The sequence below is a fragment of the Acinetobacter sp. Ac8 genome, assembly GCF_055392545.1.
In genome coordinates, this window is record NZ_AP043689.1 from 417,276 (window position 1) to 443,199 (window position 25,924).

The following is a 25,924-nucleotide window of genomic DNA, read 5'->3' on the forward strand; positions in this document are numbered from 1 at the left end:
TTTAACAAAACCCAATAACAGCACCCTGCAAATACAGAAATTGCATAAAAAAACCAATCGCTCAATAGTTTCCATAGCGGTGTAGGCAATGACCCAGTAAAAACCAGATAGCCAATGATGCTGACAATTAACCACATCAACAGTGAGCCGGCGAAAATACTGAAAAAATTAAGCCAATATTGATGTGCAAGCCAAAGTGAAATGACATAAGCAATTGGAATGACAAGAATGCAATAAATCAGATAAACGATTAGGCTGATACCAAATATTGTGAGTAAAGACTGTATATCATATTGATGATTCATAAAAAGAAAAAACGCGATCAATAGGATTAAGCTCAGACTGGGTGCTAAAAACAAAGCCTTTAAAATCGATTTATTGCTATATTGAGCCATGATCAAAACAACAAAGGAATAAATATGATAAGAGCATGCACAATCATGATGGTTTTATCTACAACTATTTGTTCAATATCGGCTTATGCAGAACAGAGTGCTGCTTCACCCGATGTATATAACCAATGTGTTGAACAAACCATCGAAAAACTGGCTTTAGGCAACATCAACAATGCCGTGGTTGAATCATGTAGTAACCAGAGCAGGGCATATTATGAAAAAGAAATTGTCAAAGTTCTCGATCAGATCAAAAAACAGAGTCAGATAAACCATCAGCCAGAACGTTATAACGACATCATGAAATCACAACGCTTATGGAAAGCTTATGTTGATCAGGAGTGCCAAAATGCTGGAAGTTATATTGGTTCACCCATGTATGCGTCTTGTCCAATGCAAGAATATGGAAAAAGACTTGATCAATTGACTGAATATGCTCAGTGAAAAATCAGTAGATGAGAAATATCAGCGAAAAATTTATCCATTTAAGATAGATAATAAATATATCTTATAACCACAACATCGTATAATTCACACTTTAAACCGTGTTAAAGCGCAGGACTGTCGTGTTTCATACGCAACTTGAATGGTTAAATACCTTAAAACCCAATTTTAAAGTTTTACCGCTAAAAGATCGTTTAGTCTGTGGTGTTGGTGCACTGCTCGGATTAGCAGTGTCATCATTGATCAGTTGGTATGTACTCGGTGGATTTAATGCATGGTATATCGCACCGATGGGCGCGTCCTCGGTATTGCTCTTTGCTGTACCCGCAAGTCCTTTAGCACAACCTTGGAATATGGTGGTGGGAAATACCATCGCAGGTTTAGTCGGCGTGACTTGTGCCATCTTTATTTCCAATCCAACCGAGGCATTTAGTGTTGCTGTTGCATTGTCGATATTCTTGATGATGAGTACAGATTCATTGCATCCGCCAAGTGGTGCGGTGGCGATTACTGCCGTATTGGGTGGTGCATCTATTCACCAGTTGGGTTATCAATTTATCTTTTACCCAGTATTACTCAATTCAGTCTTGCTGCTGGTGATTGCAATCATTTTTAATCGTATGTTGGGAAAGCAATTTCCACAAGTTGCACAGCTTAATACACGTTCTAAGGATCCAACCCCGACACAAAAAGTCACCATTCAACCGCAAGATATTCAAGATGTGTTAGAACAACAGACACAGCTCTTAGATATTAGTGAATATGATTTACAAAAAATTATTTTAGAAGCACAAGAAAAGGCCAATGCAAGAGCAGTACATCAATATCTTTGCCAAGATATTATGAGCAAAGATGTGCTGAGCTTGGATGAACAAGATGATATTCAACAAGCTTTAGATAAGTTTAAACATGTGAATTTGATGAGTTTGCCCGTGCTCAACGCTGATCGGGAGCTGGTTGGCACATTGGCATTGTATGAAATTGTAGAGTGGTTTAAACGCGCTGCCGATGCGCGTGCCCCTTGGGAACATTTGGTCAAACAAATTATGAATCGGCAAGTGGTCACTGTACAGCCGACACAACCGATTCAAGACTTAGTGCCTTATTTCGTTGAACGCTCTTTTAATTATATCCCTGTGGTTGATCATCAAAAAATGGTCGGGATCATTAGTCGCGCAGATATGATTGCAGCATTACAGCAACAACTCAATAATTCACAATGATACTGTTTCAAAATAAAACCGTTTAAAAATAAAACCGTTTAAAAATGATGCGGTATAAAAAAAGCTACAGCAGTTTGGGGGAACTGTTGTAGCTGAAAAGGGTTATATCTTTAAATCGAAGTCAATTAATGGGTTTTCTCTTCATAAATGGTTCGTACAGGGCGTTCATAGCTTTGTGATTCATTTAGCTGCAATTTTTGTTTTGGCATAATTAACCAAAGCACCAAATACACTAAAATACCTGGGAAAGCTGCGCTCAAACATGAAACAATCACGAAAATAATTCGTAGTAATGTGACATTCCAACCAAAACGTTCAGCAATACCGCCCATTACACCGGCGATCATATTGTGTCGGCTTGAACGATATAAACCAGAATTGGCCATTTAAATCTCCTTAAAGTTATTCATCATCATTCATGATTAAAAAATTAAAAATGAATTCATATAAGTAAATAGTGGCGTTTCTGTTTGATTCTTCAAGTGAATCACCAATTAAAATTGTTAAGACTGTGTAACAACGCCAGTTAAATCATTCAAAATAATGTAAAAAGTGTCCAATCCGATCTAGGTGGCGGTGGTGATAAATATGTTTTTTATACTTTTGTAAAAAATACAGCGTTAAGATTTCGAGAAACGGCACAACGCAATAAGATATAGATATACACATTGATTTTTGATGTGTCTGGCACGGTGCAATTGGGTTATTTGGATTTATGTATTTAACTTTTCATAAAGTAATTTTTTTTAGAATTTTAGGCATCAGTATTTGTACAGTACTGAGTGCTTGCGATTCCTCAAAATCAAATGATAAACAACAAGGTGCATCTGACACACAAAATTCATCCAGCGAACTTGCTTTGCAACAAACGCCACCACGTGCCAATGCAAGTGAAGGGAAAAAACTGACCGATCTCGCGGGTCAAGCCACCTTGCCTGCAATGGTAGAAATGAAAGGGCAAGACCAGCAAAGTGACGTGGTTTCCACAAAAGCTGAGGCATTTGTAGGACGTTATCATGTACAAATGAGTTGTGAAGATCCGTTTGCCAAGTGTGACAAAGGCAGTGCGGAGTTTATTATTAATTTACTCCCAGACGGAACTGCACATCGTACCTTTGTGTATATGGGGAAAATGACCTATGAAAATAGTGATATCAAGCCGAACCGTGGTTATCAAAAAAATACTTGGGCCTATGACGAAGTAAATCATGAAATTGTGATTAATCGAATTGAAGGTATTCAGTTCTATTACAACGTGGATGCACAAAATGACTTAGTGATGGATATTGATAAAATAGTCAATGGCACTGAAGAAAATCGACTTTATTTTAGTCAACACCATACCGCACCAACAAAAGCCTATGTGTTAAAGAAATTTGATAATTAAAAAATTGGTAGCTAGAAAAATTGATAATTAAACAATCTGGTGGGGCTTTAGGGTGTCGCCCACCAGAATGATGCATTTAAAATTTTGAAATGAATGATCATTTCAAAAAAGCATTTTTAAATTGAACAAATCTTCGAAAATCAGAGAGTAATTGAACATTGTGTATCCTCTAAAAACGCAATGTTAAAACGCTTTGGTTAAACTAAAAATTGCACCGTTTGCGACTGTACGTTTTTCACTTTTAGAGAGCTGATCGGTATTCAAATTGGTACCAACCGCAGATAACTCCGCAGTTAAACCTTCAAGTGTTTTAAATTGATAATTCACCCCAAGCTTCCAATCGATGTAATTGTCGGCATCAACATCAATCAATGCACCTTTATCTTGGATGATGGAATAACCAATACTTGACGTCAGACCAAAACCTGTTTCAGCCAATGGTACTGAATAGCCTAAGGTGAAGTTCCATGCATCACCTGCAAACCCGATATAGTCATCACTATAATTAATATTGGTGAGGAGGCTATCTTTACCTAAAAAGATATCATTAAAGGTTAAACGTGCAGAAAACTCATGCCATGCCCAATCCGACCAACCTGGATAGCTAAATCGGTTATAGCTTAAATCTAGTGTTGGCTTAACTTTTTCAGACCAATTTAATGCCGTGTTATAGCCAATATATGAGGTAAATTCAAAATGTGGTGATGTTGAACCACCGAAGTCCGTATTGGCAGCAAAGACTCCGCCGTATAAACCAGAATCATGTGATAGTACAAAGGTCCCTTGTACCGCAGGATCATTACGAGATTGGGAGAGTCCACGGAAACGGTAGTCCGTTGTCAGTGCAGCAGAACCGCTTAAGCTAAGACCTGATGAATGTCCTGTTTCTGAGGCCATAGCAGAATGAGTTGCCATTGTTGTCAGCATTACCGATAAAATTACTGGTTTAATCATATTGATTTCCTTTTCGTAAAAATTTGGATTATTCCAAAATCCTTTTTTATGTCGATCAACGACGCATTTTTGTTTTTGTTATCTTAAGTAGTGATGTTATAAAGAGATAATAGAATATTCAGAACACATGCCTCAAAAAATCTGAATCGCTTGGGTATAACGATGACTTTTATCCAATTGAGTTAAATTTTTTTAATGATTATTTATGTAATTATTTTTTAATAAAAAATTCTTTTGAACGATAAATTACTTTTTTAACCCTAGATCAATGATCTGCTTTTCACCCATCGTTTTTATTCAATTCAAGTGGTACTCAAGCTGGTGTATAGGTCGATATTGAACATCGATCAAATACAGGCCTGAGATAATTTTTTCTTTAATTTGTTCGTGATTATTCTGACCTCAATATTTTCAAAATATTAGATGGTCTTTATTTTAAATTTTAAGGTGATTTCGCAAATGATTTTGATCTCTTTACGATGGAGTAACTACGTTATTCAGTCCTTTTTAGTCTTACTTTAAAAAAACTAAAGGCTTGATACTGAATATAAAAATTTAAGCCAATTGTAAGATTGGTTATAACTTTTTTATTTATGGAATGGATTCCTATGTCTATCACAACTATGGAAAGTAGTACGATTCAGGCAATTCCTGAAAATCAACGTCACGGTAACGCACGCGATCTATTTACGATCTGGTTTGGCTCAAACATTATGTTGTTGACTATGTTTACGGGCTCATTGGCAGTTACAGTTTTTAATCTGAGTTTCTTTTCCGCCTTAATGGCATTGGTTTTAGGCAATCTTGTTGGTGCGATTTTTGTCGCACTGCATTCTGCGCAAGGCCCACAACTTGCAGTGCCGCAAATGATTCAGACACGCGGGCAATTTGGTTTCTATGGGGCTTTGCTTGTTGTTGGCGTCGTGGTGATTATGTACTTGGGTTTTTATGCATCCAATTTGGTGGTTGGTGGTGAAGCGCTACATACAATTTATCAGCCGATTTCCAAGGTACAAGGCATTACGATTATTGCGATTGGGAGTCTGATTGCAGTTATTTTTGGTTATAAACTCATTCATAAATACACCCAAATCCTTGCGGTACTTTCAGGTTTAATGCTGCTTGCTGCTTTTATTCGTGTATTTAGTTCGCAATACTTCCCCCAAGATTTCTTTCAGCTGGGAACGTTTTCAAGCATTGGCTTTATGGGAACCTTATCCATTGCCGCATTATGGCAGTTGGCTTATGCCCCGTATGTATCAGATTATTCCCGCTATTTGCCTAAAGCGACTGGGGCAAAAACTGCATTTTGGGCAAGCTATTGGGGCTGTTCACTCGGCTCACTGATTTCAATGATCTTGGGCTTAACCGTTGCTCGTGCCTATAGTGGTGACTTTATTCAAGGCTTAATTCATTTAACTGGTTCAGGTCTATTCAGTACCGCTTTGATTATCGTCTTTTCTCTCGGGATTGCTGCCACAAACTCGATGAATTTGTACTGTGGTACTTTATCGAGCATCACTATTCTACAAACGATTTTTCACCGTTGGTCACCGCGAGTGCTTACCAGAACCATAGTGGCATTAAGCTTATTTAGTGTGGCGATGTTCTTATCTGTTTCAAGTTCGGAAAGCTTTGTTGAGAGTTATGTCAATTTTATTCTCTTGCTCATGTGTGTACTGATTCCATGGACAGCCATCAACCTCATCGATTATTACTTTATCCATCATACTGAATATGATGTGCCATCTTTCTTTAAACCGGATGGTGGGATTTATGGTTACTTCAATTGGCCTGCATTAATCTGTTATGTGATTGGGATTTTGATTCAGATTCCATTTTTATCTACACCGCTGTATGTTGGTCCGCTTGCTAAATTATTGGGTGAAGTGGATATCTCATGGGCGGTTGGTTTACTGGTGGTTAGCCCATTGTATTATGTTGTGGCAATGTTATATAAACGCACATTACCTGAAATAGACAATCAACAATTACAGCAACATAGCTATGATTATGTCATCGTTGGCGCGGGTTCGGCGGGGAGTGTGATTGCTAATCGACTAAGTGAAGACCCAAATACCCGTGTCTGTTTGATTGAAGCAGGTGCTGCTGATAATTCGCCACGTATTCAGATTCCAGCAGGAACGATCACGTTATATAAGAGTAAAAAATACAGCTGGAATTTCTTTTCTACCCCACAGAAACGTTTGAATAATCGTCAAATCCATGCCCCACGTGGCAAAATGGTCGGTGGTTCAAGTTCAATGAACAGTATGATTTATATTCGCGGAAATGCCTCTGATTATGACAATTGGGAGGCGAAAGGTTGTGTTGGATGGGGCTGGAAAGAGGTTTTACCCTTCTTTAAACGCTCTGAAAAAAATGTCATTCAGCAAGACTTGGCTTTTCATGGTGTTGATGGTGAGTTGTTTGTTGATCATCCGAAAGATCCGAATCCACTATCTAAACTTTTTATCCAAGCTGCTGCTTTACTCAATCTAAAAGAAAATCAAGATTTTAATGCTGCATCAAATGAAGGTGTGGGGATATATGATGTGACTCAACGTGATGGTCAGCGTCTATCCAGCTTTAAAGCATTCGTTCAGCCGATTTTGACACGTTCAAACCTTACAGTGGTGACTGAATGCGAGGTTGAGCGTATTCATCATAGTGATGGTCAAGTGCACTCGATTCATGTGCAACGACAAGGACAAAATTTTGATATCAGAATCAATAAAGAGTTAATCCTCTCTGCTGGTGCTTTTGTTTCGCCGTTATTATTGATGAAATCTGGCATCGGTGCGAAATCAGAGCTGGAACAGGCAGGTATTGAATGCAAGGTTGATTTACCTGGGGTAGGTAAAAACTTGCAAGAGCATATTGATGGTTTGGTGACGGTTAGAACAAATAGTTCAAAAACACTGGGTTTTTCCGTTGGGGCTTTGGCATCTATACTGCCCGCACCATTCCAGTATGCACTCAAAAGAAAAGGCTGGTTGACCACCAACTATGTAGAAGCAGGAGGCTTTGCAAAAACACCACTGGCAACAGATTTACCAGATGTGCAATTTCACTTTGTTCCGGGGTATCGGAGTCATCGTGGTCGCCTGTTTGAATGGGGACATGGCTATGCAATCCACACCTGTGTTTTAAGACCAAAGAGCATTGGTGAAATACGTGTGAATGCCCAAAAGCAGATCGAGATTGATTATAACTTCCTTGAAAAAGAACAAGATATGCACGTGCTGATCGAAGGAATTAAACTGGCACAGCGTATTTTAAAACAAGATGTATTTAAGGCATTCAATGGTCAAGAAATCTTACCCGGACCCGATGTTAAAACTGATGCAGATTATCAAGCTTATGTTCGTGAATATGCTGCAACCGTATTTCATCCCGTGGGAACATGCAAGATGGGGATTGATGCAATGAGTGTGGTCAATCCAAAGCTTAAAGTTGTTGGTTTTAATAATCTGCGTATCGCTGATGCATCCATTATGCCTGATCTTGTGTCAGGTAATACCAATGCACCATGTATTATGATTGGCGAACGTGCCGCAGATTTTATCCTTCAACAGCAATAACCCACTGGGAAATTCCCGTAGATTGTTTTAATTGAATGGCCATACGCATAATTAAACCGTGCTCAATCTTGGTTATTGGGCACGGTTTTATATTGTTTGGGAGGGGGAATACGATGACTCGTCAAGCAGGGGAGTATTATCTTGCTAGCGATGATTTGATATTTGTTCGTTCAATAAGAAGAGTAAAAGCTTTTTAGCTATTAGGATTGGTCGTGTTATATGATTGCGATTTTTGGCTTGGTTGTTTTGAGCTAAAACCGTTGACTAAGATCTCAGTCGATATTTGAGTATTGATGTTTCATCGTTATTGAATGATAAAGCAATCCATTTGATTAGAATGTGCAGTTATCAGAAAAATAGTTCAACTGAGCTTATTTAAAGGGGGGATAAATGACTTAAAAATCTGGTGGGTTGTGTGGGGTTCGAACCCACGACCAATAGATTAAGAGTCTACTGCTCTACCAACTGAGCTAACAACCCTGAACTTGTTTAAAACATGATTAAACCAGAACAAAAGATGAAGCAAAATTTCGAGAATGGCGAAGCATCTAATAAAGATGTTTGGTCTTGGTCGGAACGTTTGCAGGTTTCGTTTCTATTGTAGTACTTTAACTGTACAGAAAGAAGCCTTAAGAAAGAATGGTGGGTCGTCCGCGATTCGAACGCGGGACCAACGGATTAAAAGTCCGCTGCTCTACCAGCTGAGCTAACGACCCTGAGCGAGATGTGTAAAGCGCGTTGCTTTACCCGATATCAGTGAAAATCGAGAATTTTCTATCGGTATCTATTTACAGGTTGAAACATGAAGATGGTGGGTCGTCCGCGATTCGAACGCGGGACCAACGGATTAAAAGTCCGCTGCTCTACCAGCTGAGCTAACGACCCTGAGCAAGGATGTGTAAAGCGCTGCTTTACTCGATATTTGTGAAAATTGAGAATTTTCTATCGCTATCCATTTACAGGTCAAAACAATTAAGTGGTGGGTCGTCCGCGATTCGAACGCGGGACCAACGGATTAAAAGTCCGCTGCTCTACCAGCTGAGCTAACGACCCTGAACCTTCATCCAAGCTAGGCTTGAATGTGTAGTGCAAGAAAACTAAAAAGTTTTTAAACACCACTTTGTTTTGATGGAGCGTATTTTAGCAAGATATTGATAGAGCGCAAGTAAAAATTAAGAAAGTTTGCAACGTTCGGTTATAAATAACACAAAATGGACTAAAAAAGCCCTGAAATCAGGGCTTTTAGCTTTAGAAGCGGTATTTATAAGCTTCAATATTGGCAAAAACTTCCGCAGTGACATCACAATAGGCATTGGCACTTGGCAGTAAAACCAATAATCGATCAGAGGTTTTTTCAGGATTAAATGCTTGCTCCTTTAATTTATTTTTCTGATATTTAAATGTACCCGTCGTTTCTACAATTTGTTGGATACGTAAAAATACCGGAACAGCATAGGCTGGCAAGTTCTTTTTAAACTCGACTGCAAGCTGGCTTAGATCTTGTTCAGTCAGTTCTTCACCTTCATGTAAAGTAATGGCAGCCATACCTGCTCGACCATTGGTATTTGGAATTTCAACGCCGTAAACCACAGCTTCTGTGATTTTAGGGTATTCACTACAAATATTTTCAACTTCGGTGGTTGAAACATTTTCACCTTTCCAGCGGAAAGTATCGCCAAGGCGATCGACAAATTGCGCGTGTCGGAAACCAATATCACGAACCAAGTCACCAGTAATAAAGTAAGAATCGCCCTTTTTAAAGACATCTTTCATGATCACTGACTTGTTCTTTTCCGGGTCCGTATAGCCATCAAAAGGGGAGCGCTTGGTGATTTTACCAATCAATAAGCCCACTTCACCTTTTTTGACCTTTTGACATGCACCATGACTGTCACGGATTGCTTCATTTTTTTCTTTATCGAACTGGACGATGGCGTAAGGTGTAGGTGAGAAGCCAACAGTATTGTTAAAATTAAAAACATTACTGAAGCCTACATTTCCTTCACTAGAGGCGTAAAGTTCTAAAATTTCTTCGATACCAAAGCGTTCTTTAAACTTGCCCCAAATATTTGGGCGCATACCATTACCGATCATTTTGGTGACACGGTGCGTATGATCAAGTTCTGAAGCAGGTGCATCCATAAGGTAGCGGCAAAGTTCACCAACATATCCAATCGCTGACGCATTAAACTTTTTGACATCAGACCAGAATGCAGAGGTAGAGAATTTACGACGGATTGCCAAGGCTGAACCACCTGCAATAGCACCACACCAGCACACCACCATACCTGTTGCATGGTAAAGCGGTAAAGTGCAGTACATCACATCATCTTCACCTAAGTTTAAGACATGACCATATGTTCCATATGCCAAGGTCCAACGACTGTTGGTAAAGACCACAGCTTTAGGTAAACCGGTTGTGCCAGAGGTATAGATATAAAACAAGCCATCTTTCCCTTTGACACTTTGTGTGGTCGAAGGATTGAATTTTGGAAATTGTTGAATTTTTTCAGCAAGATTGATAAAGCCTTGAGGTGCTGTACCCGGGTCTTGCGTTGTATTTTGATCTGCAAACCAATGGATGCGGTCTTGAGCAATGTTTAAGTCTTGACGAATCTCATCTACCGCAGCACGGCACTCTTCACCAACGATCACCGCAACAGGATTGACCAAATTGATACTATGCGTCAGGACTTTACCTGTCTGTGAGGTATTGACTAAAGCTGTTGTTACGCCAATTTTTGCTAGTGCAATCACGGTCGCAATCAACTCAGGACGATTTTCGATCATCACGGTGATCGCATCGCCTTTTTTTATGCCAATAGAAAGATAAAAGTGTGCAATTTGATTGGCCCAGTTATTCAGTTCTTTATAACTATAGCGTTGATCTTCAAATAGTAACGCATCACCATAAGGATTGCGTTTTACAGCACGTTCAAAAGCAAGACCTAGCCCAGCAGGCGTATTGGGTGTTCTGATATAAGCTTGTTTAAGTCCAGTCAGGATATTGGGAAGCTTATTGATGAGCTGTGGTAAGCGCTCTGCGACATCAGTAAATCCGATGAGATCGGCCTGTGTTGTTTGACTCATATCAATCCTATTTATTTTTCGTAATCCAATACAATTTTTAGAGTGTCATTGACTCACATTACATTTGTCTTTTTAATCGTATAAGACTAGTGCAATCAACCTAATCTGACAAATGTCCTGATAATCTCTTCAAAATAGCAAAAAAACCTAGCCATCGAAATGACTAGGTTCTCTTTAATCGCTACATTTTAAGCAAATTTTTACACATTACTCATCCGCTGGCGGTGTCGCTTTTTTTGGCGGGCGACCACGAGGGCGACGAGGGCGGGCAGGTTTTTCATCTGTTGCCACATTGTCTGCCTTTTGGGCATCTTCATCTACAGCAGCTTCAGCAGTCGTATCTAAAGCAAGCGATTGTTGTGGCTTTTTCGCCTTTTCAGTTGCAACAACTGCTTTCTCAGTTGACTTAGCCGGGGCTGCTTTAACCACTTGAACTTCCGCAGGTGCTGTTTCAACTGTCGTTTCTACAGGCGTTTCAGCTTGCACTTCTTCTGCTTGAGTAACCACAGGTGCTGCTTCAACTGGACCTGCTTGGGTCTCAGTTTTCACTTCTTCTGGTTGTTGCTCAAGTTCAGCTTGATGCTCTTGCTTTGCTTGTACAGCCGCTTGTTTTGCTAAACGACGACGTTCACGAGGATCATTCGCTACACGGCGATCATTCTCAGGCTTCGGTGGCGTTAAGTCTAAAACATCAGCAGGTTGTGCTTCTGGTGCTGCTTTAGAGATAGCAACATCACGTGTTACAGGCTGCTTGCTTTGTACATCGGTCTTTTCTACCACAGTTAAGGTCGCTGAATATTCTTCAGTAAACTTAACCAAAGCACGATTGAATGTTGGAATTAATCCAAACTGTTCAATCAGTACCGCACAGTCATCACCATAGACATGACGAATCAACGTTCCCACTGTGTACTGATTTAATGTCGGTACTTGAGATGGTGCGATTTTAGGCGTTGCCGCTTTTGCTTGAGCAGCGTCACGTTGTTGACGGCGTTTTTGGCGCGGGTCATTGCTGGCACGTTGCACAGGCTGTTCTGCTTGAACCTCTGCTGCTGCAGGTGCTTTTGCTTCAGTCGTTACAGCCTGACTTTCTACAGCCGGTGCAGTAGCTGGTTGAGCATCTACAGTGCGAGGTGCTTTAGCAACAGTTTCAGCTTTTTCATTGCGATCATGACGCTTCGGCTTGTTGCTTGCTGGAGCAGCAACTTGTTGCGGGTTTAATGCGACAATTTCACTTTGAGCTTGATCAAGGTTAACCACTAAAGCTGTTTCAAGTGCTGCATGCTTCGGGGTGTCAATGAGTTCAACCTTAGGTTGTTTCTCTTGAGGTTGATTCTGCTCTACAGGCGCATTGTTGTTTGGCGCTTGTTGTTGCTCATCATTAAACACGCTGCTATCGCGATGACGATTTGGGCGGTTTGGACGTTGCTGATGGTTACGATCACGACGTGGAACAGCTTGTTCAGCATGGTTCGTGTCAGCATTTTGATCATGCTGTTGACGTGGCTGCTTTTGCTGACGACGTTGATCACGTTGTTCCTGACGCTGTTCTTGGCGTTGCTCTTGACGAGGCACCTGAACCACTTCTTCAATCACTTGATGTTGATCAGTGTTTTGTTCGCGTGACTCTTTGTGCTTGTTGCGGTTTTTGTTTTTATTGTTGTTGTTACGCGGAGCTCGTTCTTCTTTCTCGCCCTGTTTTTCATATTCACGCGGTTCTTGTTTTTGAACAGGTGCATGTGAAAGATAAGCATTGGTTTCAGCAACAACTTGAGCTTCAATTGCAGCTGGCGCGCTATTGCTATTCACTTGGCCAAATTGACCACGGCTTACAGCACCACCGTTAATCATTTGTTCAATGGCTGCAGCTGCATTGTTTGCAGTACGTGATTGGTCAACAGTTGCTGCTTGTTTTTGTACAAACAGATTTTCTAACCAAGCACATGGGCTTGAAGCTGGTTGAGCAACTTGTGCTTGAACCGCTTGCTGCGCTTTTTGAGCTTGAGCAGGTTGTTGCTTTCTGTTTTGCTTATTGTTTTGTGCTTGAGCTGGTGCAGCATTGTGTTGCGTTTGCTCTTCTTCTAAATGCCATTCAGATGACTCATAGCCCAATTCTTTTTCGCTTGAACGGGTAGCTTCAGTACGTTCATAGCTAGTTGGTGCAAAACCTTCAGGGTTATATGAGATTTCGTAATGTGGCGTTTCTAAATGTGGATGTGGCAGTACAGTAACACGTACATTTGACGTTTGTTCTAAGTAAACCAGACTGTGACGCTTTTCATTCAATAAGAATGCTGCAATTTCAACAGGCACTTCAACTTGAACTTCACCTTGACGTTCACGTAATGCAATCTCTTCAACTTTACGCATAATTGAAAGAGAAAGAGAACGTAGATCACGTACCATACCTGTGCCATGACAGCGAGGGCATACATAACCTGTAGCTTCTTCAAGAGATGGGCGTAAGCGTTGACGGCTCATTTCCATTAAACCAAAACGTGACAATTGACCGAACTGAATACGGGCACGATCACTTTGCGTCGCTTCACGAAGTTTAGCTTCAACCATACGTTGGTTGCGTTCTTTGGTCATATCAATAAAGTCGATCACCACCAAACCACCAATATCACGTAAACGTAATTGGCGAGCAATTTCTTCAGCTGCTTCTAAGTTGGTGCTGAGCGCAGTTTCTTCTACATCATGTCCGCGTGTTGATTTCGCCGAGTTGATGTCGATTGAAACCAGTGCTTCAGTTTGGTCGATTACAATTGAACCGCCTGAAGGAAGTTTAACTTCACGTTCATAAGCTGTTTGAATTTGACTTTCAATACCAAAATGCGCGAATAACGGTTCATTTAACGTATAGGTTTTTAACTTATCCAATTGATTTGGCATTACCGCTTTAACAAAGTTATAGGCTTCGTTATAGGCTTGCTCTGAGTCAATTAAAATTTCTGCAACATCATCACGTAAATAGTCACGGATAGCACGCGTCACCACACCAGCTTCTTGATGAACAAGCATTGGTGATGGACCAGAGTTTGCTGTACCTTGGATTTGTGCCCATAGGTCTAACAAATGTTGAAGATCAAGTTGCAGTTCTTCTTGTGAACGGCCAATCCCTGCTGTACGAACGATTACGCTCATACCACGTGGGGTATTTAATGACGCCAACATTTCTTTAAGTTCTTCACGTACTGAACCCGAAATTTGACGACTAATACCACCACCTTTTGGGTTGTTCGGCATCAAGACTAAATAGCGACCAGCAAGGGAAATATAAGTTGAAAGTGCAGCGCCTTTGTTGCCACGCTCTTCTTTTTCAACTTGAACCAAAAGTTCAGTGCCTTCAGTGATGAGTTCACGAATATTTGATGTTTGGCGAGGGTCTGCCTTGTAGTAAGTATTGGCAATTTCGCGCATCGACAAGAAACCTTGACGACCCGCACCATACTCTACAAATACAGCTTCTAAAGAAGGCTCTACGCGAGTGACATGGCCTTTATAGATATTGGCTTTCTTTTGTTCACGTGTACGGTTTTCTAAATCGAAATCGTAAAGACGGTGACCAGTGATGAGTGCAACGCGAACTTCTTCGGCATGTGTTGCATTAATCAACATACGTTTCATGGGTGTAACACCTAATAGTGATTCACACCAACAACTCGCTATCTTTTTTAAGTGAAGCGAACATCTAAAATATTGGATCAATGCTCAAATCACGGATACATCCAATATGATCTGAGTAATTTACCCACTTGTTTTGAGCAAGGTTGGGTTTGATGCCTGTATTGATGCTGCAATACTTCTTTAATCTTTGCACGATTAAAGTTTTGAGCTCTTCACTGGCACTTAAGTGGTGCATTGGATGACTGATTTGATTCGTCTTTCACTATCACATTGCTCGAAGAGCATCTCAACTTTTGTGAGAGCGTCTTGATACGGAATTATCATCGTACCTTTACAAATTGTGCAGTTCCAATGCCTCAAACACTTATGTCCTGAATAACACTCTACAGCGACTTGCCTGATGTGTATCAGTTTATGTTTAAAAACCAACGTCTGGGTTGGCGACATATATTTTTAAACAAACTGATTTCTGTACTTTAAGTACAATTAAACGCAACAGTTTGTCTTTTTGCCGATATAATAAAGCCTTCGGCGTCGGCATATTCTTTTGGGACCTTTCCGCATCTGTCGTGAATTTTATCGTTTGTGTCACGCTTTCATTTTTAAAAAAGGGTGGCACTAAATTTCACTTACGGTGGTATCCGTGCGCTGACTATAGCAAACCTTGAATCATCTGCCTATGGGCTATATGCTTATTTTGTATGAAAAGCATAGTCTAAATGATCAGTTTTTAATCAAATTTTAGTTTTTTATTGGATCACCTAACTGTATGAATTCTACGCAACAATGGCAAAATGTAACTTGGTTTGAAGTAGACGAGCATCAAGAAGGCCAGCGCATCGATAATTTCTTATTTACTCGCCTGAAAGGTGTGCCGAAAAGCCGTATTTATCGTTTAATTCGTGAAGGTCAAGTGCGCGTCAATAAAAAGCGTATAAAAGCAGAAACTAAGCTAGCGATTGGTGATCAAATCCGTGTTGCACCTATTCGCTTTGAGCAAAAAGACGAAACTGATGCACCTGTATCCGATAAGGTTGCACAAAGCTTACTCAGCCGTGTGGTGTATGAGGATGAAGGTTTATTGGTGGTCAACAAGCCGTCTGGAATTGCCGTACATGGTGGAAGCGGTGTGGCATATGGCTTAATTGAAGGCTTACGCGCGGCAACAGGTAAAAAATATTTGGAATTGATTCATCGTATTGACCGCGATACTTCGGGTCTGGTGATGGTGAGTAAAAAACGCAGCACATTGAAGGCGCTACAAGATATGTTGCGTGAGCATAAAATTAAAAAAACCTATGCTGCGATTGTTAAAGGTCAAGTGAGTTTAGATCAACAGTTGATTAATCAACCTTTATTGCGCTATGAACTGTCCAATGGTGAACGTCGTGTACGTGTCTCAGAAGAAGGTAAAGAATCTAAGACACAATGGAAAGTTGCCGAGCGCTTTATGCATGCGACACTGGTCTATGCTTCTCCACTGTCAGGCCGTACCCATCAAATTCGTGTGCATGGTTTAAGTATTGGTCATCCTTTAGTGGGTGACGATAAGTATGGTCATGAAACAGAGTATCGTGGCCCCAAAGCTCGTCGATTGAGCCTACATGCAATGCGCCTTGAAATTCCTGGTTATCCTGTGATCGAAGCGCCTTTACCTGAAGATATGCAAAGCTTGGTTGCGCAGTTAAGAGCACAAAAGAAAGATTGATTCGATCTTGCTGCTCACTTTATCTTTTACACAAAGGGAACTTGTTTTATGAAAAGTTCCCTTTGTGTTTAAAAATGCGTTAGCTTGTCATGTAAAGGGCATAAGATCTAAACATTAGTCATGCGTAAACTGAGCAAATATTGGAAATAATTCATGCAAAAACCTGTAGAACTTATCATTTTTGATTGGGATGGCACTTTATTTGATTCAGTTGGGCAAATTGTGGCGAGTTTATTGGTTGCTGCAAAAACCTTTGACCAACCGTTAACAGCTGATGCTGCGAAAAGTATTATTGGTTTAGGTTTACCAGAAGTTGCTCAAGTGTTATTTCCACAAGTCCCTGAGTTACACACTGAAATTTTGAAATGCTATGGCGATCATTATGTTGAGCATTCCAAAGATGATTTGTGGTTCGCTGGTGTCTCTGAAATGTTGCATGATTTAAAAAATCAAAATATCAAATTGGCAGTTGCAACAGGGAAAAGCCGTCGTGGTTTAGATCGTGTTTTGGCTCAGACCCAGAGTCAGGATTTATTTGAGATCACCCGTGCAGCGAGCGAAACCAAATCCAAGCCAGATCCATTGATGTTGGCTGAAATTTTAGATTACACTGGAATTTCGGCGGAGCAAGCCATTATGGTGGGCGATACATCTTATGACTTAGAAATGGCACAGAACATTGCCATGCCACGTGTTGGGGTGAGTTATGGGGTGCATGCGATTGATGTATTACAGCGTTTTAATCCGCTGACGATCGCGGATAACGTCGATCATTTACATCAGTTTTTAACTCAACAGCTTAAGGCCAGTGAAGTTGCTTAGATGCTGTTTTTACGCTGTTTGCAGATTGCCCTCAGCGTAAACTTAGATAAAACCAAAGAGATATAATAAGAAAATTGACCATGAGCCGTTCTATTCGATTACTCACTTTATTACAACTTTTACGTGAACAGCGTTATCCCATTACCGCGCAATGCTTAGCAGAACATTTGGAGATTAGCGTCCGAAGTATTTATCGGGATATTGAAAGTTTACGTGACCAAGGTGTCAATATTGAGGGCAGTGCGGGCTTAGGATTTCAGCTGAAAGAAAACTTTTTACTGCCTCCGATGAGTTTGGATGAAACGGAAGTCGAAGCAGTGTTCTTGGCATTGCATTGGTTAAGGTCAGTGCCAGATCCAGCATTAAAAAATGCTGCACATTCAGTTTTGGCCAAACTCAATGCGGTATTGCCCAAGAATAAACAAGAACTGATTGATGAAACCATGCTTCGGTCTATCAACCATTGGCTTGTGGTTGATGAAAAAATTGTCGAACAAGTACGTCTAGCAATTCGTTATCAGGTCAAGATTGAAGTGCATTATTTAGATGAAAAACAAAATATCTCTAGCCGTATGCTGTGGCCTTTTGTCTTAGGGTATTTCAATGACAAAATGTTGTTGGCTGCATGGTGTGAATTACGTGAGGATTTTCGAAATTTTCGTTTAGATCGGATTCAAAAATTAACTGTGACCGAAATCATTTACCCAGAGTTTAAGCGCCATCTTTTTCAGGCATGGTGGCAAAAAGAGCTGCAAAAAAATCCATGCTGAAAAGCTCCTGACAAAAACTGACACAGCCGCCCTTTATATTCAATACACCACTATAAAGGAATGGAAAAATGGGCTTAAAACTATATAGCAACGCGCAGTCTAGAGGTCTGGTTATTGAATGGCTACTGATTGAACTGGGTGCTGAATTTGAAAAAATTGAGTTGGCTTATCACACTGAAATGAAGTCGGAATCTTATCTAAAGATTAACCCATTTGGCAAAGTGCCCACCTTAGTCGATGGCGATATGGTGATTTACGAAATGCCTGCAATTTGCGCATACTTGGCAGATAAGTTTTTTGATCAAGGGCTTGCACCAGCATTGGATGATCCAAAACGTGGCTTGTATTTCCGTTGGTTATTCTTTGCTGCTGGACCGTGGGATGCAGCCACGACGGATCGCGCATTAAAAGTTGAGATTACCGACGAGCAAAAAATGCATATTGGCTATGGAAACTTTCAGGACACCTATACCGCTTTAATTCAGGGCTTGGAGCAGGCTCAACCTTATCTATGTGGTGAGCAATTTACGGTAGCCGATGTGTTTGTTGGTTCCATGCTATTTTGGCAATTGAAGATGGCAGAGATTGAAAGCCATCCTGCAATTGAAAAATATCTTAATTCAATCAAAAGCCGAAAAAACTTAAGAAATAATCAAGCACTTTTTAGCGACTAAATCATCAAGACGATGCAAACTTAGCATGATCTCGTGCTGGGTTTGCATTGAGGTTTTTTAGTCACATTCAAGCGCAGAAAAATGATAAAAAAACTTTGGAGATTGGCTTTTGGTGTTAATCCCTCTATTTTTTACTTCAGTTAAATAAAACCTGCGGCAACATTAATACAGATCGCCAAAATTGTGGTGTTAAATCCATACGCCAAAAGGATATGGAGAATATTTAAAACGCGCATCGAACGAGATGTAATCGATACATCTGCTGTTTGTGCAGAAGTACCAATGACATAACTAAAATATAAAAACTCAGGGTAGGTTGGTTTAGGTGTTTTTGGAAAGTCCAATCCACCATCTTGATGATTTTCCACTGCCAAATAAAAGTCATGTGCATAGTGAATAGCAAAAATAGTATGCATAAATAACCATGCAAAAATGATGGTAAAAATTGCTAAGGCGATATGTCCTGCTTTAACTCCAGTCACATCGGGCAAATGTGCCAATTCAATAATAATGGCAATAAAACACATGATGAGTGAGAGCACAACCAACAGCAAAATGATCCATTTGCTGGCATCCTGTTGCTGAGCACGCTTTAAAATATGCGCTTGATTGGTTGCCCAGAGCATTTTTATGGTCAGGATTAAGTAGACCAGAGTGGCAATATTCCAGCTGAATAATAAATTGGTTGACCACTGCCAATTTGTACTCAAAGACATCCCCATATACACAACTGCTGTAAGGAGAAAACTAATAAAGAAATATGGACGAGACAGAATACCTGATCGAAGTTGGTGAAATGCACGTCCTACCATGATGAACACCGCCTGAATTAAAAATTGATGGATATTTAAGCAAAGAAAATGAGCATTAAATTCGATTGGTTTAAGTCGTCATATTAAAAAATAAGCTTACGCTCTATGTCTTGTCGCAGCGGTCTTATTCTTGCTCTAAACGATTGATATCCAGATAAAATACCTTGGTTAATAGTTCAATGAATTTTTGTATTGCAACAGAGCCAGCACTTTTTCGATAACTTACATACAAGTCTAGATAGGGAAGCTCAATCTCTAAAGGTCGAATGACAGTGTTATTGTTGATTAATGGCGCAATATAACTTGGCAAAATTGTACAGCCTAAGCCCGCTCCAACTGAGTTAATATTCAATGAAATATTGTCAGCTTTTTGGACGATATTCAATTCAATATGATTGTGTTTGGCAAACTCTAAAATGGTGTTGTGCAAAGTCGTGGATTGTTCTTCAGCAGGAATTATAAAATCGATCCCATTGAGCGCTTTAACAGGGATACGTTCATACTTGGCTAAAGGGTGATCTTTGGGTAAAACAAAAATTAACGGCTCACGGAGCACAAATTTACTTTCGATTTCATCATTATGAAAATTGTGCCTGCTAAAGCTGATATCTAGCTCACCCTTTTTCAATGCGCGCATTTGTTCAAGGTTATTTAAGCTCAATAACTCAATTTTTAGCTCAGGATTTTGTACCCTTAAATTCGGTAAGATATAAGGGAAAATCTTTATTTCAGCCACGGGTACAAACCCAATCCTTAACAATAGCTGTCTGGCTTTGGAGACCTGTCTTGCCATAGCAACAGCCTTATCGGCTTGTGCTAAAGTTAAGCGTGCTTGCTCCAGAAAAACAGCACCTTCTTCAGTAAGTTCAACTTTACGCTTGGTCCGATTTAACAGCCGAACACCGACATCTTCTTCAAGATCTTTGATCTGCTGGCTGAGTGAGGGTTGTGCTGTATAAAGTCTCAATGCTGCTTTGCTAAAGTTGAGTTCTTCAGCCACAGTAATGAAGTATCTCAGATGTCGTAATTCCATATAACGCGTCCAAAGAATAATCCAAAAAATGTCTTACTAAGATTTTCAAAGAGTATAATCTATAAACAACTGTCAGGTGAAGACGATTATAGTATTTAGAAAATAAATGAACTTTTCAAAATCATTGTTATTTTAATATAGAAAATAACATGGTGAATAATTGATAAAATATCTTAATTAAAACACAAAATATTTCGCTAAGCCCTAGCCTAGAAGCCGTCATCTGTATAAAGTTGCATCAATTTATCTATGACCCTTACGTGTCATAAGCGTACTTGCAGGAATGGAAAAATTGATATCGATGTTTTAATTGATGTATCTCGTCATCAATCTATAGTGATCCAAATTTATATGAAGGAACACTTGAAAAGTGTTTGATTGCACTGGGTTAAGTTGTTGCAATCTGTCTGATAAACATGATCATGCTGAGGATTACTAGAACCGACTTGCAGATAGGGGGCAAGATCGGTTTCGTCATCATGGACACTTAGCTTGATCAGGGTGTTTATGATGATGTTTTTGATATCGCTCTATCTCAAAATACTTAGACGGAAGGCTTCTTTAGTTTCAAATGCAAAATTGGAAATGGATTACCTTCAGCATCAAGTTCCGAACGCGCAATTTGTTGGAAGTTATGTTTCTTATAAAACTCCAAAGCACGAATATTTTGTTCGTTGACATCTACCTCATGCGCACCTAACTCAAGGGCTTTTTGAATGAGCATGGAACCGATACCTTGATCAAAAAATTTAGGGTCAATAAATAACATTTCAATCTTTTGATAAGCCAGTCCCATAAACCCAACGATTTGACCTTCACGTTCCACATGAAACAACCGCACATGATCAAAATAATGATGCTGAATGATGAGCGTTTTAATTTGTAAGATATGCTGTTCGTTTAAAAAGTCATGAGTCGCACGTACAGAAGCTTCCCAAATTTTTAATAATTGTGGATGAGACTGCGACGGAGTATTTAGAATATTGGTTAAATTGGGTTCCATAAAAGATTCACTCAATTGTGAAAAGCAACAAAAAATAAAGAAAAATCACAGATAGTTTCGCTAATATGAAGCAGGACAGATATAAAAATCAAATTGATGTATTTGATGATAAAAAACAGGACAATAAATGTCAGATTCCAACAAAATTGTTGTATATGCAGCACTTTTGGGCAATTTAGCCATTGCTCTGGTTAAGTTTGTTGCCGCTTATATTACAAATAGTTCGGCAATGCTCAGCGAGGCGGTCCATTCTGTCGTAGACACTTTAAATGAAATCTTATTGCTGTATGGTTTAAAAAAATCACAGCAGCCTGCAAATTATCATCACCCCTTTGGTTATGGGCGAGAGTTATATTTCTGGGCCTTTATTGTCGCATTGTTGGTTTTTGCTTTAGGTGCTGTGGTTTCAATTTATCAGGGTATTCAACATATTCGTCATCCAGAAGTTATACAATCCCCATTGGTCAACTATGTAGTACTCGGGTTTGCGCTGCTTTGTGAGGGTACTTCATGGTTTATTGCGTTGAAAACATTTAAAAAGACCAAAGGTCAAATGGGGTATTTTGAAGCCTTTCGTCGCAGTAAAGATCCGACAACCTTTACAGTTTTATTTGAAGACTCAGCAGCTTTAATTGGCTTAATCATTGCATTGCTGGGAATATTTTGTGCCCAGCAGTTTGATTTACCCGTTTTAGATGGTGTGGCTTCGGTGCTGATTGGGGTTGTCTTAGCCATCTCGGCCCTGCTTTTGGCAAGGGAAACCAAAGGATTGTTGATGGGTGAAACAGCAGATCCAAAACTACGTCATAATGTACTGAAAATTGCTCAGGAAGATCCTGCCGTGTATTCAGCAAATGGCGTACTGACTGAACAAATGGGTGCACATCAGGTGATAGCTTCTTTAAGCTTAGAGTTTAAAGATAGTTTAACTTCAGATGATATCGAAGCCTGTGTGAACAGAATTGAAGCAAAGATTAAAAGTATTCATCCCGAAATCGTGGCATTATTCGTGAAGCCACAAACACAGCAAGTATGGCTTGAAAGAATGAAAGGGCGTTTAGAGTAATCATGTCGAAACAAGAGCCAATGGTCCGTCTTGAAGATACAACGGTACAAGACAACACAATGCAAAATAAGACTGTTCCATCTCAGCAAGTTCAACAATTGCATTATCGAATTGATACTGAAAATTGTCTGTCACATACATGGTATAAACCTGTATTTAGTGTGATTGGTTCAAATCAGCATAATGGTGAACGGTTCTTTAATGAGATACGTAAACCACAAGGGCGTAGCCGTTGGGATTTGATGAAATGGCTGGGTACCCGAAAATCATATACTTGGAATGTGGATACTCAAAAAGAATCATCAGAATTCTATGCGGCAAAACGTGTACTACCTCAGAATCGACCAGATGCTGATGAGCATGATTGGCAAATCTGGTTTGTGAGTCATGCGACTGTACTGGTTCAAATTGGTCCCTATAACTTTTTAACTGATCCTGTTTGGGCCGATTATGTTAGTCCGAAACATGGGCGTGGACCAAAACGTGTGATTCCTGCTGGAATTGCTTTAGAGCAATTGCCAGAGATTCATGCAGTTTTACTCAGTCATAATCACTATGACCATATGGATTTAGCCTCTTTAAGATGGCTACACAACAAATTTGCCATGCCAATTTATACAGGTTTGGGCAATGCCTGTTACTTGCCTAAAGAGTTCCATGTGATTGAGATGGACTGGTGGCAATCTGCATTATTTAAAAACTTAAAAATTATTTATACCCCTGCACAGCATGGTTCGGGTCGTGGTTTACGTGATCAGAATATTGCATTGTGGGGTGGTTTTTCTGTGGTATCGCAACATGGTCATTTCTTCTTTGCTGGAGATACGGGGTATTCACCGCATTTTAAAGAAATTCAAAAACGTTTAGGTTCACCGCGAATTGCGTTATTGCCAATCGGTGCGTATGAACCAAGAGCGTTAATGAAATATATGCACATGAATCCACAAGATGCTTTTCAGGCGCATTTAGATTTACAAGCCAAACGTTCTTTGGCAATTCATTACCGTACTTTCCAATTGACGGATGAAGCGCGGGAACAGCCTGAGCAGGATTTACAAAAGGCCATGAAGAATTCATCAAAAATGGTTAATCCATTCTACTGTATCCGTGAAGGTCGTAAATTGGTGGTGTAGTGGGCCCTTATTGAGCCATAAAAATTGAGAGCGCTAAAAAATTGAGAACACTAAAAATGATAAAAATCTTATCCAGTACTTTGTTATTTTGTTTGGTGATGACTTCAGTCGCTGCAAAATCTATAGACCTAACTCAAGCGGCTAAGGAGGATTGTGTTTCAGATGCATCTTGTGCTGATGGAGATCAGATGACTATGGCAACAGCTGAAGATAGTCCAGCAGCAGATGATACAGAGAGTATTAAACCTCTCAATGAAAAATATGATTTGGAAACGGGTGATGAATGGAAATTAATTCATCAAAATTCAAATACTCAATTTTTTGAAAGTATCACCACAATATCTGATGGTAATCAACTTATTCAAGCTTGGGTTAAAAGTGTGAACCCAAAAAGACAATACACGATTAATTATTATCAAGTATTGTGTAAGGATCGGACATTTACACGACTTGAGCAGTTTAAAAGTCAGGACGATAAAAACTATAAACTGGTTAAAAAGGTCGAGCATTATCGTCAAACACAACCTTTTAGTCAGGCCGGTGAAATACTTCCAGTTTTGCAAAAGCTGTGTCAGGATTAGGGTGTATTTACCCAAACTAAAAAATAGTGTTGATTCCTGATTGAAAAATCAAGGGAGATGAATAATGAAAATAATCCAAACTTTATTGATGTTACTGGCATTATCCAGTACAGCTTTTGCTGAGACTCAAAATATACAAATTAATCAAAATAATTTTGAGTTGAAAACAGTGATGAATGAAGATGAAGCCGACTTTTTGCGTAAAGATATTGAATTATATCGAAATAACCAAAAGCTGCTCACGCATACAATTTATTCAACCACGGGTGACTGCAGTATTCTCCAGATTGAATTGGGTGATTATGAGGTCAAAGATAACAAGATTATTTTTTATAGCTATTGGGCTTCAGGTGATCGGCAGGGGCTCTGGACCTATCCTTATGGTGTGCGTAAACAAACCTATACTGTGGATGCAAAGGGTAAAGTGAAATTAGTCAGTGCTGTACTATATATTGAAGATATTTTGGGTGATCCGCTTAGCACAAACCCAGATGAGGAATACCTTCAATTTTTACATACCGCTCCAAAAACCAAGCAACAACAACGTGCACTGAATGAATATATTCAAACCATGCAAAGTGATTATAAAGGTCGATTTGTGCATGGACAGGAACGGGCGCGCTTAATTCAAGAAGTGAAAAGCAAACTTGCCAAGCAAATTGCCACTGAAACCAAAGGATGGAAAGAGCAGTTTGGTACAAATGTGCGAATGTAAGTTTATTCGGCTTTTTGAGCATTGAGAAGTTGAATTGCGACAATAGACAGTGCAGCCATTGCAGTATTCATGATGAAAGGATTAAAACCCTGCGCAAAATAGTGTGGATAAACGATCGCTACAACCAGTAAAAACAACAGCATCGCGATGATATTGAAATAATGCAGAAGCTTTGACTGTCTAAAAATAAGAAATAATCCACCAAATATGATTTCTCCAAATCCTGAGAGTTCAATAAGTCTAGGAATGGGCAACAATTGAATCCCTGTAAATTGCCAAAACTGTTGCTCTTCGATGACTTTATATATGATTTTAGGGATGAGCCCCTGATAGAACCATAAGACAGCCAGTGAAATATGAATGGTCAATAGGGCATTCTGAAGTGCTTTAAAATTTTGCATCAATGCTATGTTCCAAGAAATGTTTTTTATTTTCAGATGAAGGCAGTAAACACTGTTTAGTTGTACCAAATAAACGATAGCGATTTAAAGCGACTCGGTGGTATAGAAAATCTCGGATAAATTTGGGTATCCCATAACCCATTTTTAAATATGAAAAGGGTTGTCCTAAGCTTTCAATCACTTTTAAAAATGCAGTGGATTCACTATAGGCTTGCCCATTTTTAATCACCAACATGCTATCAAATTGCTCTGTGGGCATTTGGTAATACCTTAAGATGTCTTGCCCTAATGGTGATTGCACCGAAGTTAATTTAAATTGTGCCTGTGTATCATATTTGATTAAAAACTTTGCCCAGCCATTACATAACACACAGATTTCATCAAATAAAATGATGTCATGTTGTTGAATTATCGCTTCAATCTTCTGTTGCATGGCTTTACTCGCGATTGGGAGTTTCTTCAATATAGTGTATTTACACAAAATAAAAAACCGCCCGAAGGC

21 protein-coding genes and 4 tRNA genes are annotated in these 25,924 nt (G+C 39.6%); 12 read left to right on the plus strand and 13 right to left on the minus strand.

Going from position 1 to position 25,924, the window contains the following annotated elements; genetic code table 11:
* Positions 1-419 precede the first annotated feature (419 nt).
* Positions 420-836 (plus strand): lysozyme inhibitor LprI family protein, encoded by a 417-nt coding sequence (locus tag ACZ5QH_RS02005; RefSeq protein WP_303577680.1) that lies wholly within the window; start codon positions 420-422, stop codon positions 834-836.
* Between the two features lie 122 nt (positions 837-958).
* Entirely contained in the window at positions 959-2,059 is a 1,101-nt protein-coding gene (locus ACZ5QH_RS02010) for an HPP family protein (RefSeq protein ID WP_303577681.1), read from the plus strand.
* Positions 2,060-2,184: 125 nt separating this feature from the next.
* Here the strand turns inward: ACZ5QH_RS02010 and ACZ5QH_RS02015 are convergent, their stop codons facing one another.
* Positions 2,185-2,445, minus strand: coding sequence for a PspC domain-containing protein (locus ACZ5QH_RS02015; protein ID WP_303577682.1), 261 nt, complete (start codon positions 2,443-2,445; stop codon positions 2,185-2,187).
* A 329-nt stretch (positions 2,446-2,774) separates the two neighbouring features.
* On the opposite strand from ACZ5QH_RS02015, the gene ACZ5QH_RS02020 reads away from it, so the two are divergent.
* Positions 2,775-3,446, plus strand: a complete 672-nt coding sequence (locus tag ACZ5QH_RS02020) for a hypothetical protein (protein ID WP_303577683.1) — start codon at positions 2,775-2,777, stop codon at positions 3,444-3,446.
* A 183-nt stretch (positions 3,447-3,629) separates the two neighbouring features.
* Here ACZ5QH_RS02020 and ACZ5QH_RS02025 read toward each other — a convergent pair whose 3' ends face one another.
* On the minus strand, positions 3,630-4,400 hold the full coding sequence (locus tag ACZ5QH_RS02025) for a TorF family putative porin (RefSeq protein ID WP_303577684.1): 771 nt from the start codon (positions 4,398-4,400) through the stop codon (positions 3,630-3,632).
* Positions 4,401-5,008: 608 nt separating this feature from the next.
* Between ACZ5QH_RS02025 and ACZ5QH_RS02030 the strand changes: the two genes are divergently transcribed.
* The gene (locus ACZ5QH_RS02030) at positions 5,009-7,984 is read left to right on the plus strand and encodes a cytosine permease (protein ID WP_303577685.1); all 2,976 of its coding nucleotides are present in this window, start codon (positions 5,009-5,011) and stop codon (positions 7,982-7,984) included.
* A gap of 404 nt (positions 7,985-8,388) precedes the next feature.
* On the opposite strand, the gene ACZ5QH_RS02035 is transcribed toward ACZ5QH_RS02030, so the two are convergent.
* From ACZ5QH_RS02035 to ACZ5QH_RS02060, 6 genes are all read right to left on the minus strand, one after another.
* Positions 8,389-8,464: transfer RNA gene (locus ACZ5QH_RS02035), tRNA-Lys, on the minus strand.
* A gap of 160 nt (positions 8,465-8,624) precedes the next feature.
* Positions 8,625-8,700, minus strand: a tRNA-Lys gene (locus ACZ5QH_RS02040).
* 93 nt (positions 8,701-8,793) lie between these two features.
* Positions 8,794-8,869, minus strand: a tRNA-Lys gene (locus ACZ5QH_RS02045).
* 92 nt (positions 8,870-8,961) lie between these two features.
* Positions 8,962-9,037, minus strand: a tRNA-Lys gene (locus ACZ5QH_RS02050).
* 195 nt (positions 9,038-9,232) lie between these two features.
* Positions 9,233-11,074 (minus strand): long-chain-acyl-CoA synthetase, encoded by a 1,842-nt coding sequence (locus ACZ5QH_RS02055; RefSeq protein WP_303577453.1) that lies wholly within the window; start codon positions 11,072-11,074, stop codon positions 9,233-9,235.
* A gap of 207 nt (positions 11,075-11,281) precedes the next feature.
* Positions 11,282-14,704 (minus strand): Rne/Rng family ribonuclease, encoded by a 3,423-nt coding sequence (locus ACZ5QH_RS02060; RefSeq protein WP_303577454.1) that lies wholly within the window; start codon positions 14,702-14,704, stop codon positions 11,282-11,284.
* A 769-nt stretch (positions 14,705-15,473) separates the two neighbouring features.
* Here ACZ5QH_RS02060 and ACZ5QH_RS02065 point away from each other — a divergent pair.
* From ACZ5QH_RS02065 to ACZ5QH_RS02080, 4 genes are all read left to right on the plus strand, one after another.
* Positions 15,474-16,412 carry an RluA family pseudouridine synthase gene (locus ACZ5QH_RS02065; protein ID WP_004718156.1) on the plus strand — a complete coding sequence of 313 codons (939 nt, stop codon included), beginning with the start codon at positions 15,474-15,476 and terminating at the stop codon, positions 16,410-16,412.
* A 153-nt stretch (positions 16,413-16,565) separates the two neighbouring features.
* Positions 16,566-17,234, plus strand: coding sequence for an HAD-IA family hydrolase (locus ACZ5QH_RS02070; protein ID WP_004818744.1), 669 nt, complete (start codon positions 16,566-16,568; stop codon positions 17,232-17,234).
* 80 nt (positions 17,235-17,314) lie between these two features.
* Positions 17,315-18,004, plus strand: coding sequence for a helix-turn-helix transcriptional regulator (locus tag ACZ5QH_RS02075; RefSeq protein ID WP_303577455.1), 690 nt, complete (start codon positions 17,315-17,317; stop codon positions 18,002-18,004).
* A 68-nt stretch (positions 18,005-18,072) separates the two neighbouring features.
* Positions 18,073-18,678, plus strand: a complete 606-nt coding sequence (locus ACZ5QH_RS02080; protein WP_303577456.1) for a glutathione S-transferase family protein — start codon at positions 18,073-18,075, stop codon at positions 18,676-18,678.
* A gap of 140 nt (positions 18,679-18,818) precedes the next feature.
* Here the strand turns inward: ACZ5QH_RS02080 and ACZ5QH_RS02085 are convergent, their stop codons facing one another.
* From ACZ5QH_RS02085 to ACZ5QH_RS02095, 3 genes are all read right to left on the minus strand, one after another.
* Positions 18,819-19,490, minus strand: coding sequence for a DUF1345 domain-containing protein (locus ACZ5QH_RS02085; protein WP_004718152.1), 672 nt, complete (start codon positions 19,488-19,490; stop codon positions 18,819-18,821).
* 124 nt (positions 19,491-19,614) lie between these two features.
* Entirely contained in the window at positions 19,615-20,523 is a 909-nt protein-coding gene (hcaR, locus tag ACZ5QH_RS02090; protein ID WP_034611600.1) for a DNA-binding transcriptional regulator HcaR, read from the minus strand.
* Positions 20,524-21,067: 544 nt separating this feature from the next.
* Positions 21,068-21,526 carry a GNAT family N-acetyltransferase gene (locus ACZ5QH_RS02095; protein ID WP_004818751.1) on the minus strand — a complete coding sequence of 153 codons (459 nt, stop codon included), beginning with the start codon at positions 21,524-21,526 and terminating at the stop codon, positions 21,068-21,070.
* Between the two features lie 127 nt (positions 21,527-21,653).
* Here ACZ5QH_RS02095 and ACZ5QH_RS02100 point away from each other — a divergent pair, with 127 nt between their 5' ends.
* From ACZ5QH_RS02100 to ACZ5QH_RS02115, 4 genes are all read left to right on the plus strand, one after another.
* The gene (locus tag ACZ5QH_RS02100; RefSeq protein ID WP_034611603.1) at positions 21,654-22,592 is read left to right on the plus strand and encodes a cation diffusion facilitator family transporter; all 939 of its coding nucleotides are present in this window, start codon (positions 21,654-21,656) and stop codon (positions 22,590-22,592) included.
* A gap of 2 nt (positions 22,593-22,594) precedes the next feature.
* The gene (locus tag ACZ5QH_RS02105) at positions 22,595-23,725 is read left to right on the plus strand and encodes an MBL fold metallo-hydrolase (RefSeq protein ID WP_004718147.1); all 1,131 of its coding nucleotides are present in this window, start codon (positions 22,595-22,597) and stop codon (positions 23,723-23,725) included.
* A 56-nt stretch (positions 23,726-23,781) separates the two neighbouring features.
* On the plus strand, positions 23,782-24,306 hold the full coding sequence (locus tag ACZ5QH_RS02110; protein ID WP_004818754.1) for a hypothetical protein: 525 nt from the start codon (positions 23,782-23,784) through the stop codon (positions 24,304-24,306).
* Positions 24,307-24,370: 64 nt separating this feature from the next.
* A complete protein-coding gene (locus ACZ5QH_RS02115) occupies positions 24,371-25,021 on the plus strand; it encodes a hypothetical protein (protein ID WP_303577457.1) in 651 nt (216 codons plus the stop codon).
* A gap of 2 nt (positions 25,022-25,023) precedes the next feature.
* Here the strand turns inward: ACZ5QH_RS02115 and ACZ5QH_RS02120 are convergent, their stop codons facing one another.
* Positions 25,024-25,422 (minus strand): DoxX-like family protein, encoded by a 399-nt coding sequence (locus tag ACZ5QH_RS02120; RefSeq protein ID WP_303577458.1) that lies wholly within the window; start codon positions 25,420-25,422, stop codon positions 25,024-25,026.
* Complete coding sequence (locus ACZ5QH_RS02125; RefSeq protein ID WP_303577459.1) at positions 25,409-25,855, minus strand: thiol-disulfide oxidoreductase DCC family protein; 447 nt, start codon at positions 25,853-25,855, stop codon at positions 25,409-25,411. Before ACZ5QH_RS02125 ends, ACZ5QH_RS02120 begins: the two co-directional genes overlap by 14 nt.
* Positions 25,856-25,924 lie beyond the last annotated feature (69 nt).

What these genes read in the sequence shown, in the direction of transcription:
- ACZ5QH_RS02065 (WP_004718156.1), top strand. Translation starts at nt 15,474, where the DNA reads ATGAATTCTACGCAACAATGGCAAAATGTAACTTGGTTTGAAGTAGAC.
- ACZ5QH_RS02020 (WP_303577683.1), top strand. Translation starts at nt 2,775, where the DNA reads ATGTATTTAACTTTTCATAAAGTAATTTTTTTTAGAATTTTAGGCATC.
- ACZ5QH_RS02070 (WP_004818744.1), top strand. Translation starts at nt 16,566, where the DNA reads ATGCAAAAACCTGTAGAACTTATCATTTTTGATTGGGATGGCACTTTA.
- ACZ5QH_RS02015 (WP_303577682.1), bottom strand. Translation starts at nt 2,445, where the DNA reads ATGGCCAATTCTGGTTTATATCGTTCAAGCCGACACAATATGATCGCC.
- ACZ5QH_RS02005 (WP_303577680.1), top strand. Translation starts at nt 420, where the DNA reads ATGATAAGAGCATGCACAATCATGATGGTTTTATCTACAACTATTTGT.
- ACZ5QH_RS02025 (WP_303577684.1), bottom strand. Translation starts at nt 4,400, where the DNA reads ATGATTAAACCAGTAATTTTATCGGTAATGCTGACAACAATGGCAACT.
- ACZ5QH_RS02125 (WP_303577459.1), bottom strand. Translation starts at nt 25,855, where the DNA reads ATGCAACAGAAGATTGAAGCGATAATTCAACAACATGACATCATTTTA.
- ACZ5QH_RS02115 (WP_303577457.1), top strand. Translation starts at nt 24,371, where the DNA reads ATGAAAATAATCCAAACTTTATTGATGTTACTGGCATTATCCAGTACA.
- ACZ5QH_RS02030 (WP_303577685.1), top strand. Translation starts at nt 5,009, where the DNA reads ATGTCTATCACAACTATGGAAAGTAGTACGATTCAGGCAATTCCTGAA.
- ACZ5QH_RS02080 (WP_303577456.1), top strand. Translation starts at nt 18,073, where the DNA reads ATGGGCTTAAAACTATATAGCAACGCGCAGTCTAGAGGTCTGGTTATT.
- ACZ5QH_RS02120 (WP_303577458.1), bottom strand. Translation starts at nt 25,422, where the DNA reads ATGCAAAATTTTAAAGCACTTCAGAATGCCCTATTGACCATTCATATT.
- ACZ5QH_RS02055 (WP_303577453.1), bottom strand. Translation starts at nt 11,074, where the DNA reads ATGAGTCAAACAACACAGGCCGATCTCATCGGATTTACTGATGTCGCA.
- ACZ5QH_RS02100 (WP_034611603.1), top strand. Translation starts at nt 21,654, where the DNA reads ATGTCAGATTCCAACAAAATTGTTGTATATGCAGCACTTTTGGGCAAT.
- ACZ5QH_RS02095 (WP_004818751.1), bottom strand. Translation starts at nt 21,526, where the DNA reads ATGGAACCCAATTTAACCAATATTCTAAATACTCCGTCGCAGTCTCAT.
- ACZ5QH_RS02110 (WP_004818754.1), top strand. Translation starts at nt 23,782, where the DNA reads ATGATAAAAATCTTATCCAGTACTTTGTTATTTTGTTTGGTGATGACT.
- ACZ5QH_RS02060 (WP_303577454.1), bottom strand. Translation starts at nt 14,704, where the DNA reads ATGAAACGTATGTTGATTAATGCAACACATGCCGAAGAAGTTCGCGTT.
- hcaR (WP_034611600.1), bottom strand. Translation starts at nt 20,523, where the DNA reads ATGGAATTACGACATCTGAGATACTTCATTACTGTGGCTGAAGAACTC.
- ACZ5QH_RS02085 (WP_004718152.1), bottom strand. Translation starts at nt 19,490, where the DNA reads ATGGTAGGACGTGCATTTCACCAACTTCGATCAGGTATTCTGTCTCGT.
- ACZ5QH_RS02075 (WP_303577455.1), top strand. Translation starts at nt 17,315, where the DNA reads ATGAGCCGTTCTATTCGATTACTCACTTTATTACAACTTTTACGTGAA.
- ACZ5QH_RS02105 (WP_004718147.1), top strand. Translation starts at nt 22,595, where the DNA reads ATGTCGAAACAAGAGCCAATGGTCCGTCTTGAAGATACAACGGTACAA.